This is a genomic window from Flagellimonas sp. MMG031 (assembly GCF_040112705.1).
Classification (GTDB): domain Bacteria; phylum Bacteroidota; class Bacteroidia; order Flavobacteriales; family Flavobacteriaceae; genus Flagellimonas.
Map to the genome: position 1 here is coordinate 2,890,029 of NZ_CP157804.1, position 16,235 is coordinate 2,906,263.

Below are 16,235 nucleotides of genomic sequence, written 5' to 3' on the forward strand. Positions count from 1 at the left end.
TTTCTTCGTTCACTTACTCTAATTAGTGTTTCCATATTTTGGTTTTTGATATACGAAAAAGTTTTTCTGGCCAACAATAGGATTCCCATCTATTACCCAATAGTTTTAGGATTTGTTTCCTATATATTTTTTATGGCTTTCATGAAGTTTTATCGAAGGTACACCCTAGAAGCACTAATGATAATTACCATACACGAAGAAAAGTGAGTATTGCTAAAATTAAAAAGGTCTTATACAATCAATAATACTAAGTATGAAAATAAAATTGGTTGTTTGAATAATTCAATTTCGATATTGATTAACGCTAAATTCAGTATATGATTTAAATAATACTAACCCGAAAATCTCCAATGCCCACCTTTTTTCGCTTCCCCCACGTCAGGATTCCCTAACCCCTCCGACCAAATAGTATATCATAAAACGAACAGATGACATTTTTACGCAACACCCTTTGGGTGATGATACTTGCAGCCACCCACTTGCTCCAAGCCCAAACCACACAAAATATTCCCTTGCAACCAAGCGCATGGACCGCCCAACCGGGCAGTGAGCTCACCTTCGAAACCTTTGACGGTCGCCCTACCCTACTACTCAACGGTAAGGCCTTTGCTAATGACATCGACTTCTCCAACGGCGTGCTGGAACTGGAGGTATACGCCAACCAAAAGCGCAGCTTTGCCGGATTTCTGTTCCGCAAACAGCAGCAAAACTTTGAGGAAATCTACATGCGCATTCACAAATCCCGCCAAGTGGATGCCGTGCAGTACACGCCTACCTACCATGGAGAGAGCAATTGGCAGCTTTACCCCGAACATCAGGCACAGGTGGCCTTTCTTACCGAAGGGTGGAACCAGTTGCGCATTGAGGTGCAGGACCTTGCTGCCACTGTTTTTGTGAATGGTGAACAAGCGCTGCAAGTGGACCATCTTAAATCGGGGAACCTCTCCGGTACCATTGGTATTTGGGCCTTGTTCGGAAACCGGTTTGCCAATATCAGGGTTACCCTCACAGGCGAGGCCGTCGCCAAGGAGCCTTACCCTATCCGCACCCCTCCCGTAGGGATGATCACCGAATGGGAACTCACCGAGGCCAAACTATACGAGGAAGGGAACATCGACCCCGCCAGTTTTGCGCAAATGCCTACCCAAAGGGCACAAACGGAAACTTCGGGCCTATTGCCCATTTCCAAATATGTGCCCAAACCCAGTTCTGGAAATTTTGAGGGCAATCCAGAGGTGTATACCGTGGCATCGACCACCATAAGCACCAACCAAGCACTCACCCAATGGTTTTCGTTCGATTATAGCGATAAGATCATCCTATATTTAAATGGAGCACCTATTTTTTACGGAAACAATGCCTTTCGGTCCAAAAACAACCAATTTCAGGGGCATTTGGGCCTCGGAGCTTACAAAATCCCATTGCATCTTAAAAAAGGTAGCAATATGCTGCACTGCGTCGTCATTGATAAGGCCAACGGTTGGGGATTAATCGGGAAGTTGGAATAAGATTCGGGAGGTTCAGTAGATTTGGCTACATTTAAGACCATCGATATGGGACGCATAATCAATCTTTATGAAACCGCTTTTTCTATTGCTTCCGCTGTTCATTTCACATTTGGCTTTTTCTCAGAAAACGTATGAGTTTGACCATCATTTGGAATATGAGGTGACCTATTTTAAAGATTCGCTTCGCAAAAATTCCCATATTTTCAGGGAAACGGATACCACCTACACCAAAATATATCTGACCCATTCACAACGAAACAATTACAGGGCAATCTTGACCGAATTGGATAGCCTCACTTTTATGATGGATTTTAGGGATTATGAAGGGGTAACGTTTCGTTTTAAAATCTCAAAGTCGGTTTTTTATGAAAATCAACTTTTTAAAGTACCCTGTGAATTGGTGAGGCAATACCAAAATCCGTTTCAATATCAGGTCAAAAATTATGATTTTGTCACTTTGACCGATACGATTGTAGGCAACAAATCCTACTATCGCTACAAACTAACCTCTATTAGACCAAAAAGGATAAAACGGCTCAAACTGGCAACTCAGTTTTACATAGTCGATAAGGGAACTGTTGAACATATGCCCTTATTGGATTTCCCTACAGCTTACGAGGAATGGAAGACAGCACCTGACCTTCCCAACGGACTACTATTTGAAACGTACATCACTGATTTTTATGGAGATTTAGATTCAAGGGAACGGCTGAGCGCCTCTCAAACCATAAACAAACAAATTGTGATCAATGCACCCTGCGATTATAGCAAGAACTGAATGAAAATCTGGGTACACCATTGAAATGGATAGTATTGTGTTGCCAACATGTGGATTTCCTTCGGAATCAACATTTTTTTTTAGGAAAAATTCCGCCACTGCTGCGTCAACTCGAATACATGTTGTAAAATTTGGGCTTCGGTCTCGTTAAATTCCATATTTCGGCGCTTCATCATGGCTTCGGCCACCTCAAAGGCCTTGTTCGTCTTAAAGGTAGTGTACCCTGCCGCAGCACCGCCCCAACTGAAGCTGGGAATAAAGTTTCTGGGGAAGCCACTGCCAAAAATATTGGCACTCACCCCCACCACGGTTCCTGTGTTGAACATCACATTGATACCACATTTGCTGTGGTCGCCCATCATAAGTCCGCAAAACTGTAGGCCCGTTTTGGCAAAACCTCCGGTTTTGTAGTTCCAAAGTCGTACAGGGGCGTAATTGTTCTTAAGGTTAGACGTATTGGTGTCCGCCCCGATATTGCACCACTCACCCAAAACGGAATTGCCCAAAAACCCATCGTGTCCCTTGTTGGAGTTGGCAAAAAGGACCGCATTGTTCACTTCTCCCCCCAATTTGCAGCCCGGTCCTGCGGTGACGGCTCCATAAATCTTGGCGCCCATTTTTAAAACGGCTCCCTCGCACAGTGCCAGTCCTCCGCGAACAGTGCAGCCCTCCATCATCAAGGCGTTTTTACCAATGTAAATGGGCCCTGTGGAGGCATTCAGAATACAAAAGTCCACCGTAGCGCCTTCCTCGATAAAAATATTTTCTGGACTCTTGACCTGATTGGTGTCGGGTATCGGTTGACTTTTCTTTCCTTGGGTCACCAAATCAAAATCCGCTTGAAGTGCTTCGGCGTTCTTGGAAAAAATGTCCCAAGTATTTTTAATGGTCAGTACCTCCTCCTCAAAAGGAATGGCCGTATAAGCCGATTCTTCAAAACCCGTTTCCAAGTTCTCGGTCACGTAGGCGATATAGCCCTCGTCCCCTATCAAAGCTTCGCCTATGTTCAGGTTACCAATGGCCTCCACCAATTTTGCGCTTGGTAAATAGCTCCCGTTGATTACCATATTTTCGTTTGCGGTGGTCAAAGGAAACTTTTGGGAAAGGTATTCCTCCGTTTGAAAGCTTACCGAAGCGTTCAGCCATTTTTCCCACTTCTCGTGAATGGTGAGGATACCCACCCGAATGCCTGCGACGGGACGTGTAAACGTAAACGGGAAAAGGTCTTCGCGGTGGTAACCGTCGGATAGGATATAGTTCATGGTTCAACTTTAAATATCAAAAATAAAAAACGCCCCCGAAAGTATCGAGGGCGTTCCTATATTTCGATGAAAGGTGCGACCTACTCGGCCTCCTTCTCTTCTTTCTTGAATTTCTTGTACTTGTTCTTGAACTTATCGATCCTACCAGCGGTATCCACCAATTTGGTCTTACCAGTGTAGTAAGGATGTGATGTTCTTGAAATTTCCAATTTTACCAAAGGGTATTCAACACCATCAACAGTGATGGTCTCTTTCGCTTCAGCAGTGGACTTTGTAATGAACACATCGTCGTTGGACATGTCCTTAAAAGCAACCAATCTATAGTTTTCTGGGTGTATACCTTTTCTCATCGTCTTAAATGCTTAATCTCAGAATTTTCAGGGTGCAAATTTAATGATTTCTTTGACACCTCCAACTTAAAATCACTAAAAAAATAAAAGTAAATTTATCTGTAACAAATGTAAGCATTCGATAACTAACCTCTGTAAGCAACACTAATTTTTAAACAATGGAAGAACAACAAGCTAAAACTGGAAAATTTGCGCTCAACTATGGACTGTTGTCCGGGTTGATCTCTGTGGTATTCGGCGTAATGCTGTACACCCAAAAAATGCATTACGAAACGAGCACGGCCGTTATCGTAATATCCATCGTCATTCTCGCTGCGATCGTTTTCTTTGCGGTCAATGCCTTTAAAAAGGCCAACGGCGGATTTTTGACCATCTCCCAAGCCCTAAAGGTGGGCGTAGGCGTCGCCTTGGTGGCCGCCATCATTTCTTTGATCTATCAATTTGTTTTGACCAACTTCATTGAACCTGACTTTATGGACAAGGTTATGGAAATGGCCAAACCAAAGGCAATGGCGCAAAACCCGAACATGACCGAGGAACAGTGGGAACAAGGCGTTGAGATGCAAAAAAGCTTTGCTTGGATCCAATATCCCGTGCTGTTGATCATGAACTCCGTACTGGGATTGATCTTGGGTCTTATCTCCGGACTGATCTTGAAAAAGTCCCAACCGGAATATTAATCCAAAAAAATGCTACTTTTGAAGGGAATTCCAGAATCGAACAATGCAGATTTCCATTGTAATTCCCTTACTTAACGAGCAAGAATCGCTAAAAGAACTACATGATTGGATTGTGCAAGTGATGCAATCCAATCATTTTTCTTATGAAATCATTTTTATTGATGATGGCAGCAGCGACGGGTCATGGGAGACCATTTCCGAACTGTCCCAAAGCAATGAAAACGTCAAGGGTATCCAATTTTTAAAGAATTACGGCAAGTCGCAGGCCCTCCATGCCGGTTTCAAGGCCGCCGAAGGCGATGTAGTGATCACCATGGATGCTGATTTGCAGGATAATCCCGAAGAAATCCCCGGACTCTACGCCATGATCACGCAAGACGGGCACCACGTGGTCTCGGGATGGAAAAAGAAACGGTACGATTCCGTTATCACCAAAAACATCCCCTCCAAACTCTTCAACTGGGCCGCCCGCAAAACATCCGGCGTCAAGCTTCATGATTTTAACTGTGGGCTGAAAGCCTTTAACCACAAAGTGGTCAAAACTATTGAGGTTTCCGGCGAAATGCATCGCTATATTCCTGTTTTGGCCAAAAATGCGGGTTTTTCCGATATCACTGAAAAGGTAGTGCAGCACCAGGCTCGAAAATATGGTTCCACTAAATTTGGTGCAGAACGTTTTATCAACGGCTTTTTGGATTTGATCACCATTTGGTTCGTTTCCAAGTTTGGCCGTAGGCCGATGCACCTCTTTGGAGCTTGGGGCGTATTGATGTTCGTGGTAGGCTTTGGATTTGCACTCTACCTGGGTATCGACAAGCTCTTTTTGAACCCCGCTGGTCGTTTGATCACACAACGCCCCCAATTTTATATCGCTTTAACGGCCATGATCATTGGTACGCAGCTTTTTTTGGCCGGTTTCTTGGGCGAGATCATGGTTCGGTCCCGAAAAAACGATACGCGATACAATATCTCGGATAAAATTAACCTTTAAGGTGTTTCCAAACCCTCTAAACTTTGTATTTTAGAAATCTAAACAACGATAAACAACTATGGATTCCATTACAGCAACAGCGCAATCTTGGTTAACCGACTTTTTTGACGAAGACACGAAAAAGGAAATCAAACACCTTATGGATAACGACCCCGAAGAACTGAAGGAACGCTTTTATAAGGATTTGGAGTTTGGTACGGGTGGCATGCGCGGTGTAATGGGCGTTGGCACCAACAGGATCAACAAGTACACGCTTGGAAAAAATACGCAGGGATTGAGCAATTACCTTAAAAAATCGTACACCGATGATGATTTAAAAGTGGTGATTGCCTACGACTGCCGCCACAATTCGCAATCCTTGGCCAAAACCGTGGCCGATGTATTTTCGGCCAATGGCATCCGAGTGCATCTATTTTCCGATCTGCGGACCACGCCCGAACTATCCTTTGCCGTAAAATACTTGGGTTGCCATGCTGGAATTGTGCTTACAGCCTCCCATAATCCTCCAGAATACAACGGATACAAAGTATATTGGGCCGATGGTGGGCAGATTGTACCACCTCAGGATGGGGAAATCATTGCAGAGATCAATGCCCTTTCCTTTGAGGACATCAAATTTGATAAGAATGAAAAGTTAATCCACCACATTGATGAAGAAGTGGATGAAGCCTTTTTTGAAGCTTCGGTAAAGAACGGAAGCTTTGGAGCCAAAGGTAAAGATGACTTCAAAATCGTGTTTACCTCGTTACATGGCACCTCCATCACTGCCATTCCAGAGGTATTGAAGCGTGCAGGATACAAAAACGTGACCATTATCGAGGAACAGGCAAAGCCCGATGGTGATTTTCCAACCGTGGAATCGCCCAACCCAGAAGAGCCGGAAGCCCTTTCCATGGCCATTGCCAAAGCCGAGGAAATCGGAGCAGATATGGTGGTGGGTACCGACCCGGACAGTGACCGTTTGGGCATCGCCGTGCGCAACCTCGAAGGGAAAATGGAACTGCTGAACGGGAACCAGACCATGGTGCTCATGACCAAGTTTCTGTTGGACCAATACAAGGCCAAAGGATTCAAGGGCAATGAGTTCATTGCTACGACCATTGTGTCCACACCCATGATGCAGCAAATGGCAAAAGCCTACGGCGTGGAGTTCAAAACAGCGCTCACTGGGTTTAAATGGATCGGTAAAATGATCAAGGACTTCCCGAATTCCCAATTTATTGGCGGAGGCGAAGAAAGTTTTGGGTACATGGTGGGCGACTTTGTCCGCGATAAGGATGCCGTTACCTCTACCCTACTGGCCTGCGAAATCGCTGCCAATGCCAAAGCCAACGGCAGCTCCTTTTATCAGGATTTGATAGATGCCTACGTGGAATTTGGGTTCTACAAGGAGAAACTGATTTCCCTCACCAAAAAAGGAATGAGCGGTGCGGAAGAAATCAAACAAATGTTGAAGGATTTCAAGGAAAACCCCGTGGACAGCGTGCAAGGTTCCAAACTGCTGTACATTGAGGATTATAACACCTCTATCGTCAAAAATGTGCAGACAGGAGAAGAGTACACCCTGCACTTGCCCAAATCCAACGTGCTCATTTACGAAACGGAGGATGGCACCCGAATTGCGGCGCGACCCAGCGGAACCGAACCCAAAGTGAAGTTCTACATCAGCACAAATGCAAAATTGGAGAAGGCGGCAGATTATAAATCCGTAAATTCGCAGTTGGAAACCAAAATAGATGGTATCCTCTCAGAGCTGAATTTATAAGTGAATGAACTACTTTAAAAAGATTCTTCGGTTTGCGGCACCATACCGCAGATACGGAGCCCTGAATATTTTTTTCAATATTCTTTACGCACTTTTCAGTGCCCTCTCCTTTGCGGCCTTGATTCCCATGTTGGATGTGCTGTTCAAACCAGAGCAGAAAGTGTTTACCAAACCCGTTTATCAGGGTTTTTCTTCCCTCAAGGATTATTTGCAGGACTATATCAACTATCGGGTTACGGCCTATTCTGGTGATGATGAGATGAAAGGATTGGTGTTGGTCATTGGATTGGTACTTGGTTTATTTTTGTTGAAAAACCTCTTCAATTATTTGGCGATGTACTTCATTACCTTTCTTCGGAATGGGGTACTCAAGGATATCCGAAACAAAATGTACCAGAAAATTGTGGACCTGCCCATTTCCTTCTTTTCGGAAAAACGCAAAGGGGACGTCATTGCACGAATCACTTCTGACGTTTTGGAGATACAACATTCCTTTTTGTCCATTTTAGAGTTGATCGTGCGTGAACCGCTCACCATATTCTTCACGATTTTGGTGATGTTCGGCATCAGCACAAAACTGACCATTTTTGTTTTTGTTTTTATTCCTGTAGCGGGAATGATCATATCCCGAATCGGAAAGTCCTTAAAGAAAAAATCGGACCGTGTACAAAAAGAACAAGGTGAGTTCCTATCCATTGTGGAGGAGACCTTGGGCGGACTTCGCGTCATCAAAGCCTTTAATTCAGAATCCCGGTTTTATCAAACCTTTAAACATTCCACTACCCGCTTTTTTCATTTTTCCAACTCGTTGTTGAATCGGCAAAACCTTGCCTCACCCACTGGAGAATTTCTAGGTATTTTGGTCATTGGCGTATTGTTGTGGTTTGGTGGTAAAATGGTATTGGTGGATAAAACTTTGGATGCCTCTTCATTTATTGCCTACATGGGTCTGGCCTATAATATTTTAACCCCGGCCAAGGCCATCAGTAAAGCTTCCTACGGGGTCAAAAAAGGAAATGCTGCGGCAGAACGTGTTCTGGAAATCCTTGAGTCCGACAATCCCATCAAGGATTTGGAAGGAGCCGAAGAAAAATCATCCTTTACTAGTGGAATTGAATTAAAAGAAGTTGGATTTAAATATGAGAATGATTACGTCCTCAAAAACTTCAACCTAAAGGTGGACAAAGGAAAAACCGTTGCGCTGGTAGGGCAGTCCGGAAGCGGAAAAAGCACCGTGGCCAATTTGGTAACGCGTTTTTACGATGTGAACCAAGGTGATATTTTAATTGATGGCACCAACATTAAAAATATTACCAAAAAATCCCTACGCAGCTTAATGGGTTTGGTAACGCAGGATTCCATCCTTTTTAACGATTCGGTAAAAAACAATATCGCCTTGGGCAAGGAAAATGCTACCATGGACGAAATTATGGAAGCCGCAAAAGTGGCCAATGCACATGATTTTATCATGGAGCTGCCCAATGGTTACGACACCAATATTGGCGACAGTGGAAACAAATTGAGCGGCGGGCAAAAACAGCGCTTGTCCATTGCAAGGGCGGTACTCAAAAATCCACCTATTATGATTTTGGACGAAGCTACGTCGGCCTTGGATACCGAAAGTGAGCGATTGGTGCAGGATGCCCTGGAAAAAATGATGCAAAACCGAACCTCGATTGTTATTGCGCATCGACTGTCCACCATACAAAATGCGGATACCATTGTGGTGATGAGCAAAGGCGAAATTGTGGAACAAGGCACCCACGAAGAGCTCATGAAATCCGCGAAAAGCTATAAAAAGCTGGTGGAGATGCAATCATTTGCTTCATAGATGACTTGGTAATTGGGTTTTTAGATTTTTCCGGTTTGACTCACATGAATCTTCAACCTTCATCCTTTATCCATTGCCCCTTTACCATTGTAGATTGTTAATTGCTCATTGAAAATTGTTCATAGAAGAATTAAACCTTTTCCTTGTACCTTAGTCTAAGCATCAAACCATAAGAATATTGATCGCTGAGGAAACTTTGGTCCAAGAGCTCCAGCAGGAAGCCAGCCGTGCAAAAGCCTTTGAGGTGTTGGTAAACACTTACAAAGAACGTTTGTATTGGCATATCCGAAGGATTGTACTCAATCATGACGATACGGACGATGTGCTCCAGAACACTTTTATCAAGGTCTACCGGAATATCGACCAATTTAAGGGCGACAGCAAGCTCTATTCGTGGATGTACCGCATTGCGACCAACGAATCCTTGACATTTTTGAAGCAACGGTCAAAGAAAATGGGAGTCAGCGACCAAGAATTGAAGGACAGAATGGTGGAAAACCTGCAGGCAGATGTGTATTTTGAAGGTGATGAGATACAGCTGAAACTGCAAAAAGCGCTTTCCACCCTACCCGATAAGCAAAAATTGGTGTTTACCATGAAGTATTTTCAGGAAATGAAGTATACCGATATTTCGGAAGCCTTGGAGACCTCGGTGGGCGCATTGAAGACCTCCTACCATTTGGCGGTTAAAAAAATAGAAACGTATCTTAAAGAAAATTAAACCTTTGGCACATTCAGCAGTCAAAACAACATATGAAAAAGGACAAAAAAAATAATTTTCAAACTCCCGAGGGCTACTTCGAAAGCTTCAACGACCGTTTGATGGATAGAATCCACGAGGAAGAAGTGAAAGAAGCGGAAAGCCGTATTCCCAAAACCGATGGTTTTGTGGTTCCCGATGGCTATTTGGATGGGCTTACCCCCTACTATTTTGTCCAAGTCCGTTGAGAAGGAGCCAAAGGTCATTTCATTCAAGCCCAATCGTAATTTTTATTACGGAGCCGCAGCCGTTGCTGCCTTATTGGTGCTGTTGTTTGGCATCAACTGGAATCCGAATACCGAGCCCATCAGTTTCGATGATCTGGCCAATGCAGAAATAGAAGCCTATTTTGAGCAGACCGACCTCGACATGAGTTCCTATGAAATTGCCGAAGTGGTTTCCGTAACGGATATTCAACTCAACGATGTGTTGAGCGATGATCTGGAAGATGACATCCTTATGGATTATTTGGATGAAAATGTGGATGATATTGAAGAATTAAACTTAGAAGCGACCCCATGATGACAAAACGAACACTCATAAGCTGCACCCTATTGCTTTTCTCTTTTCTAATGCATGCCCAAGGACCTGTGCGAGACCGCATCAAAACCCTAAAAGTGGCCTTTATTACGGAACGGGTGGGGTTGACCAGCGAAGAAGCCCAACAATTTTGGCCCATTTACAACGAACACGAGGATAACCTGGAAGAAATCCGTCGCAAAGAACGTGCGGAATTAGAGGTCAATATTGCTAGGGCACAAGACCTTTCCAACACTGATTCTGAACGATTGTTGGACAGATTGCTCGAACTACAATCTGAAAAACAAAAGGTAGATCGGGAATTTTTATCCAGATTGCGAACCGTGATTCCCGCCAAAAAGGTTCTCCTATTGGTCAAGGCCGAAGAAGACTTTAAGCGGCAGATGATTCAAGAATTCCGAAAGCGGCGTGGTGGCGGATAAGTCGTTCAAAACCAAAAAATTATAAATAGTACATTGAAACCTTTTTTATTAAACCTTGGCAATAACCCATAGTCTAACTATTAAAATCATTTGTTATGAAAATAATAAAGGTAATTTGGGTTACGGTTGCCTTTTTGGGAATCATGCTTGGGACCTATGCATGGACAAGAACGGTAGTAAGGGTCTATCCAAAACATGGCACCGTTGTAAAAACAAGTTCCAATCCAAGAGTGATTTTTCACTAAAAAAACAAATTACTACTACGCCGATGGCGTGTGGTATATGCTGAGAGGAAAAGATTGTGTATTAGTCAGAGCCTTGCCCAAAGTCAGCAAAGTAACTTACTGAAATGGGAGAAGATTATACCATATCTGGGAGTATGGCACAAAAGAGGTATACACCACAACGTGGCTGCAAACTTTTAGTTTTTGATTGATTTGTTATTAGTTGATTAATAATAGGAGCGACGATATCGTCGCTTTTTATTCTGCTTAAAGTGAATTTCATCGAATTTTGCACGCAAGACATCTTTCGTCTTAGAGAACATGAGATTTGTCATAACTCAATTTGTCCAATCTTATGTAATTTTACAACACAATAGCAGAAATCTCAATAAATATGCTTGCGATTGAAAACAGGAACGTATGGAGTGAGATTATTGATCAATGTTACCAATCCGATTTCTACCATACTTATGATTACCATATAATATCTAAGAAAGAAGGAGACAAACCTGTTTTGCTTAAATATTCACATGGCAACACCCATATCCTATTGCCATTATTGATCAGAAACATTGAAGGCACGGACCTTAAAGATGCTACATCCGTTTATGGATATGTAGGACCCTTGGGGAAAAACATTGGTACGGATTTCGACAACGAAGAATTCAGAAGACAATTGGATAATTATTTGAGGGAAAATAAAATAATATCCGTTTTTTCCAGACTGCACCCCTATATTGCAAACCAACATCAAATCTTAAAAAACATTGGAAAAATTGTTTCTCATGGCAAGGTTGTGAATATTGATCTTACAAAAAGTGAAGAAGAACAAAAGAAAGATTACAAACGAAGGTTAAGAACATACATCAATAAAGAGATTAAGGAATACGAAATTATCGATGGTGCTTGCGAAAAATACCTTGACTCTTTTATAAAAACCTACTGCGAAAATATGAAGCGGGTGAATGCCAAGCCTAGTTACTTTTTTGGCAAAAACTATTTCTACGAACTTTTGGCAAGCGGACAAATCAATGCGGAACTCATGGCCGCAATACACAAAGATTCAGGTGAATTTGCAGGTGGCGCTATATTTACAAAAAAGGGAGCAACAATGCAGTATCACCTATCCGGGGTCAGAGCTAAGTTTTTTCACCTCAATCCGATAAAACTTCTGATAGACCACGCCAAAACAATAGGTTCCCAAGAAGGGTTTACCAATCTTAACCTGGGAGGTGGATTGGGCGGACAGGAAAAAGATTCCCTTTTCTATTTCAAATCAGGGTTTTCCAAAGATTATCGTGAGTTCAACTCATGGCAATACATTGTGGACGAACCAAAATACAATCAATTATTAAGGGAAAAGGAAGGATTGGAAGAGCCAATCGATAGAAGTTCCTGTTTCTTTCCACTATATCGCCAAAATATGGATTCTGATGATATCGAAATCTCCGAAATAAATTGTCTGTCCAATGATTGATAACCCTTATGCTACGAAGGTTTTTATAAATACATGGTTCAAACATTTTGATAAAGCAGGCTCTAGGATCAAGATAAAGGACATTGAGGGAACCGAGTTCTACCAAAGCGGTTCCGGCCTTTATATCAATTCAGGGGAAACCCATACCAAAGGAATTTACTATTCCATGACGAACGAATTCCAAATCAAAAACAAAACCCTGTTGATCCATGATGTACCCTCTTACTTTAATTGCCCTAAACATATACCAAAAAAATCACTCAGACTTAAAAAAATAAGGCAATATCCTGGCTTCTTAATTGAATTGGAAGGCTTTGACAGCCTGGGAGACTTTATGCTCAAAAAGTTTAAAAAATCAAGTAGGTACAAACTAAATAAATACAAAAAGAGGCTTACACAGTGTTTTGACATTCAGTATAAAATGTTCACAGGCGAAATCGCTGAAAAGGATTACCATACTATTTTTAAGCAGTTTAGAACACTTCTAGAAAAGAGATTTGAGGACAAAGGGGAACACAACAACAACTTGGATAAGCAAGAATGGGAATTTTATAAGAAAGTTGTCCTCCCCATGATCAAAGAAAGTAAAGCAGGGCTTTTTGTTATTCAAGATCATGGGATGCCCATTGCCATTACACTGGTCTATTTTTCTAAAGACATAATTTTCGACGCTATCACTGTTTTTGATATTGATTATTCCAAATTTCATTTGGGATCCGTCAATATCATGTTTTTGATTGAATGGGGCATAGCCAAAAATTACAAAATCTTGGATTTTTCAAAAGGGTACTTCGATTATAAAGTAAGGTGGTCCACCAAAAAATATGATTTTGAATATCATATACTCTACAATCCCAAATCAACCATCTCTCGAACAAAAGCCTTCTTTTTAACCACTTTTTTCAAGACCAAACAATATCTAAGGGATAAAGGAATCAATAGGGTACTCAATAAAGTCCGCTTTGCGTTAAAAAATAGCGGGGATCATAAGCCACAAAAGGATGGAAAAATACCAAGCAATCCAATATTTGAGGATTATGATGTTATGGACGCTGTGGACATAGTTGAAATTGATCGTTATGATCCAAAAATCAAAAAGGTGCTTTTTGATTTTCTATATCTCTATGGTGAAAATTCGCAAGATGTAAACATATTTAAACTGGAAGAAAAGGAGAATCAATTTTTATTGAAAGGAAAAAAAACCTCTAAGATTATAAGTTTAACTTAATTTTCAAGTTATAAAAACTAGACAGGAATTATGCTTTTTAACTCGGTCGAATATCTGATTTTTTTACCTCTGGTATTTATTATTTACTGGATGGTTGCAAAGTTCAACAACTTGAAGGTTCAGAATGGATTGATCTTAACAGCCAGTTATATTTTTTATGGTCTTTGGGATTGGCGTTTCCTATTTTTGATACTAGCCAGTACAATAGTCGATTATTTTGTTGGCCTTGCCATACATAAAAAACAAACTCAAGGTGATAAGGGAAAATTATTACTTTGGCTGAGTATTTTGTTCAACGTTTCCCTTCTGGGTTTTTTTAAATATTATAACTTCTTTGTGGATGCCTTTGTGGATATGGTACTCCTTTTTGGCTACCCGATACAAAGCACCTGGACTTTGAACATTATACTTCCGGTAGGTATTTCCTTTTATACCTTCCAAACCATGTCCTATTCGTTGGATATTTACTTTAAACGAATAAAACCGACCCATAATTTTCTCGATTTTGCAACCTTTGTCGCTTTTTTCCCCCAATTGGTCGCCGGCCCGATTGAAAGGGCGTCCAATTTGCTCGGACAAATTACGAATAAACGTTCCTTTAAATACGAACAGGCCGTGGAAGGACTCAAATTAATACTTTGGGGCCTCTTTAAAAAAATGGTCATAGCCGATGGTATCGCACCAATGGTGGATGATATTTTTGCCAACTACGATACAATGCCCACCTCTACCCTGGTGCTAGGGGTCTCGTTATTTAGTTTTCAAGTGTATGGGGATTTCTCGGGTTATTCCGATATCGCCATTGGTACGGCGAAACTTTTTGGAATCGAGCTGATGTCCAACTTTAAGTTCCCCAATTTTTCTAGAAATGTGGCAGAATATTGGCAGCGTTGGCATATTTCACTTTCCACTTGGTTCCGACATTATCTGTACATACCTCTGGGCGGGTCAAGGGTAAGTAGACTAAAATCCATCCGCAATATTTGCATTATTTTCTTGGTTAGCGGATTTTGGCATGGTGCCAATTGGACCTTTATATTTTGGGGAGGTTTCCATGCCCTGGCCTATATTCCTGTGTTTCTGATGGGAAGAAATACCATTTATAAAAATAATGTTGTTGCCGAAAACACTCTATTCCCGACCTTTAAAGAAATAGGACAACTATTTACAACCTTCGTGATTGTAACGTTTTCACGTATTTTCTTTAGATCGGAATCGTTGACAGACTCTTTTGTGTTCATTAAAAGACTCTTCACGGAGTTTCATTGGGAACCTTACCACCACCCTATGGGATATAGAATGATAGATTATTTTGTTCTACTTGCCATTTTCGTTCTTTACGAATTCAGGATGAGAAGGGACGAGAGAAATCCATTCAAATTTAAATCGCCCATTGTTAGGTTTATTGCATATACCCTGGTAATATTCTGTATTTTATTATTTTATGACGACGGGGTCGATCGTTCATTTATTTATTTCCAGTTCTGATATGATTAAATTATTTCTAAAAACATGGCTATACCTTATCCTGATTGTTCTTTCATTAGAGCTGTTGGTCAGGGTCTTTCACTTGTATCCAGAAGATTCACCAAGGTTTATTGACGAAATGGGTGTCGAGAAAAGAATTCCAAATTATAATGGTTTTAGTGTGACGGGAAACAGAAGGCAAAACTTTTCGGAATACCATATCAACAACCAAGGTTTCAACTCTTACCGAGAGTTTACACCTAGTTATTCAAAAAAAGAATTGGCCATAATCGGAGATTCTTACATACAAGGTTTTCACCAAAATTATTACAACTCCATCGGTAAAAAAATCGAAAATAGAACCAAAGACCTTGAAGTTTATGAATATGGGTATGCCGGTTGGGATCTAGCCGACCAGCTACATTTGTTACAGGCCTACGCTGAAGACTTTGATAAAATAGACCTTATTGTAATCTATATGAAATACCCTATGGACTTGGGAAGGGCTACCTACGAACCCAACACGGGCCGGATAAAACAGTTGAATTCTATCCCATTTAAAATAAGGGATAACATAAAATTGCTCTATTATGCTTCTCAAATCGGGTTTTTGGACCCTGTAAAAAACCTAATGACAGAAAAACAAGATGCCAAAAAAGCATCAAACACTGAGCAAGAAACCGTGTTGGATAGTCTTTATATTGGCAATTTTGACAAATTATTGAAAGTATACCCCATTAACCCAACAAAAACAAGCATCTTATTGGACAAAAGAAATACTTCTCCAAAATTTTTAGAACACTGCACGGAAAAAGGTATTGATATAATTGATTTTGGGAGTGAATTTGAGCAGTCAAAGAGACCAACTACCTTGATTTACGATATGCATTGGAATAACAATGGCAGAAGTTTGGTCGCCAAAAGTATCATAGAGCACTTAGGACTGTAAATG

At 41.4% G+C, this 16,235-nt stretch carries 17 protein-coding genes; 15 read left to right on the forward strand and 2 right to left on the reverse strand.

What is annotated here, in order from left to right:
- Positions 1-428 precede the first annotated feature (428 nt).
- Positions 429-1,508 carry a family 16 glycoside hydrolase gene (locus ABNE31_RS13160; RefSeq protein ID WP_349351465.1) on the forward strand — a complete coding sequence of 360 codons (1,080 nt, stop codon included), beginning with the start codon at positions 429-431 and terminating at the stop codon, positions 1,506-1,508.
- A gap of 67 nt (positions 1,509-1,575) precedes the next feature.
- Complete coding sequence (locus ABNE31_RS13165) at positions 1,576-2,286, forward strand: hypothetical protein (protein ID WP_349351466.1); 711 nt, start codon at positions 1,576-1,578, stop codon at positions 2,284-2,286.
- Positions 2,287-2,366: 80 nt separating this feature from the next.
- On the opposite strand, the gene ABNE31_RS13170 is transcribed toward ABNE31_RS13165, so the two are convergent.
- Positions 2,367-3,548: a GlmU family protein gene (locus tag ABNE31_RS13170; protein WP_349351467.1), complete on the reverse strand. Its 1,182-nt coding sequence runs from the start codon at positions 3,546-3,548 to the stop codon at positions 2,367-2,369.
- An 80-nt stretch (positions 3,549-3,628) separates the two neighbouring features.
- The gene (locus tag ABNE31_RS13175; protein ID WP_166522010.1) at positions 3,629-3,898 is read right to left on the reverse strand and encodes a type B 50S ribosomal protein L31; all 270 of its coding nucleotides are present in this window, start codon (positions 3,896-3,898) and stop codon (positions 3,629-3,631) included.
- A gap of 158 nt (positions 3,899-4,056) precedes the next feature.
- On the opposite strand from ABNE31_RS13175, the gene ABNE31_RS13180 reads away from it, so the two are divergent.
- From ABNE31_RS13180 to ABNE31_RS13240, 13 genes are all read left to right on the forward strand, one after another.
- Positions 4,057-4,578: a DUF4199 domain-containing protein gene (locus ABNE31_RS13180; protein ID WP_293282193.1), complete on the forward strand. Its 522-nt coding sequence runs from the start codon at positions 4,057-4,059 to the stop codon at positions 4,576-4,578.
- A gap of 43 nt (positions 4,579-4,621) precedes the next feature.
- Complete coding sequence (locus ABNE31_RS13185; RefSeq protein ID WP_349351468.1) at positions 4,622-5,569, forward strand: glycosyltransferase family 2 protein; 948 nt, start codon at positions 4,622-4,624, stop codon at positions 5,567-5,569.
- Positions 5,570-5,627: 58 nt separating this feature from the next.
- Positions 5,628-7,334 carry a phospho-sugar mutase gene (locus ABNE31_RS13190; RefSeq protein ID WP_349351469.1) on the forward strand — a complete coding sequence of 569 codons (1,707 nt, stop codon included), beginning with the start codon at positions 5,628-5,630 and terminating at the stop codon, positions 7,332-7,334.
- A gap of 4 nt (positions 7,335-7,338) precedes the next feature.
- Complete coding sequence (locus tag ABNE31_RS13195) at positions 7,339-9,165, forward strand: ABC transporter ATP-binding protein (RefSeq protein WP_349351470.1); 1,827 nt, start codon at positions 7,339-7,341, stop codon at positions 9,163-9,165.
- Positions 9,166-9,343: 178 nt separating this feature from the next.
- On the forward strand, positions 9,344-9,886 hold the full coding sequence (locus ABNE31_RS13200) for an RNA polymerase sigma factor (RefSeq protein WP_293282186.1): 543 nt from the start codon (positions 9,344-9,346) through the stop codon (positions 9,884-9,886).
- Between the two features lie 32 nt (positions 9,887-9,918).
- Positions 9,919-10,113 carry a hypothetical protein gene (locus tag ABNE31_RS13205; protein ID WP_349351471.1) on the forward strand — a complete coding sequence of 65 codons (195 nt, stop codon included), beginning with the start codon at positions 9,919-9,921 and terminating at the stop codon, positions 10,111-10,113.
- A complete protein-coding gene (locus ABNE31_RS13210; RefSeq protein ID WP_349351472.1) occupies positions 10,097-10,447 on the forward strand; it encodes a hypothetical protein in 351 nt (116 codons plus the stop codon). Before ABNE31_RS13205 ends, ABNE31_RS13210 begins: the two co-directional genes overlap by 17 nt.
- Positions 10,444-10,887: a hypothetical protein gene (locus ABNE31_RS13215; RefSeq protein WP_349351473.1), complete on the forward strand. Its 444-nt coding sequence runs from the start codon at positions 10,444-10,446 to the stop codon at positions 10,885-10,887. The genes ABNE31_RS13210 and ABNE31_RS13215 overlap by 4 nt, the downstream gene beginning before the upstream one ends.
- A gap of 95 nt (positions 10,888-10,982) precedes the next feature.
- The gene (locus tag ABNE31_RS13220) at positions 10,983-11,132 is read left to right on the forward strand and encodes a hypothetical protein (RefSeq protein WP_349351474.1); all 150 of its coding nucleotides are present in this window, start codon (positions 10,983-10,985) and stop codon (positions 11,130-11,132) included.
- Between the two features lie 373 nt (positions 11,133-11,505).
- Positions 11,506-12,588 carry a GNAT family N-acetyltransferase gene (locus ABNE31_RS13225; protein ID WP_349351475.1) on the forward strand — a complete coding sequence of 361 codons (1,083 nt, stop codon included), beginning with the start codon at positions 11,506-11,508 and terminating at the stop codon, positions 12,586-12,588.
- Positions 12,581-13,816 carry a GNAT family N-acetyltransferase gene (locus ABNE31_RS13230; RefSeq protein ID WP_349351476.1) on the forward strand — a complete coding sequence of 412 codons (1,236 nt, stop codon included), beginning with the start codon at positions 12,581-12,583 and terminating at the stop codon, positions 13,814-13,816. The genes ABNE31_RS13225 and ABNE31_RS13230 overlap by 8 nt, the downstream gene beginning before the upstream one ends.
- Positions 13,817-13,927: 111 nt before the next feature.
- Positions 13,928-15,304: an MBOAT family O-acyltransferase gene (locus ABNE31_RS13235; RefSeq protein WP_349351477.1), complete on the forward strand. Its 1,377-nt coding sequence runs from the start codon at positions 13,928-13,930 to the stop codon at positions 15,302-15,304.
- Position 15,305: 1 nt separating this feature from the next.
- Entirely contained in the window at positions 15,306-16,232 is a 927-nt protein-coding gene (locus tag ABNE31_RS13240; RefSeq protein ID WP_349351478.1) for a hypothetical protein, read from the forward strand.
- The last annotated feature ends 3 nt before the right edge of the window (positions 16,233-16,235 follow it).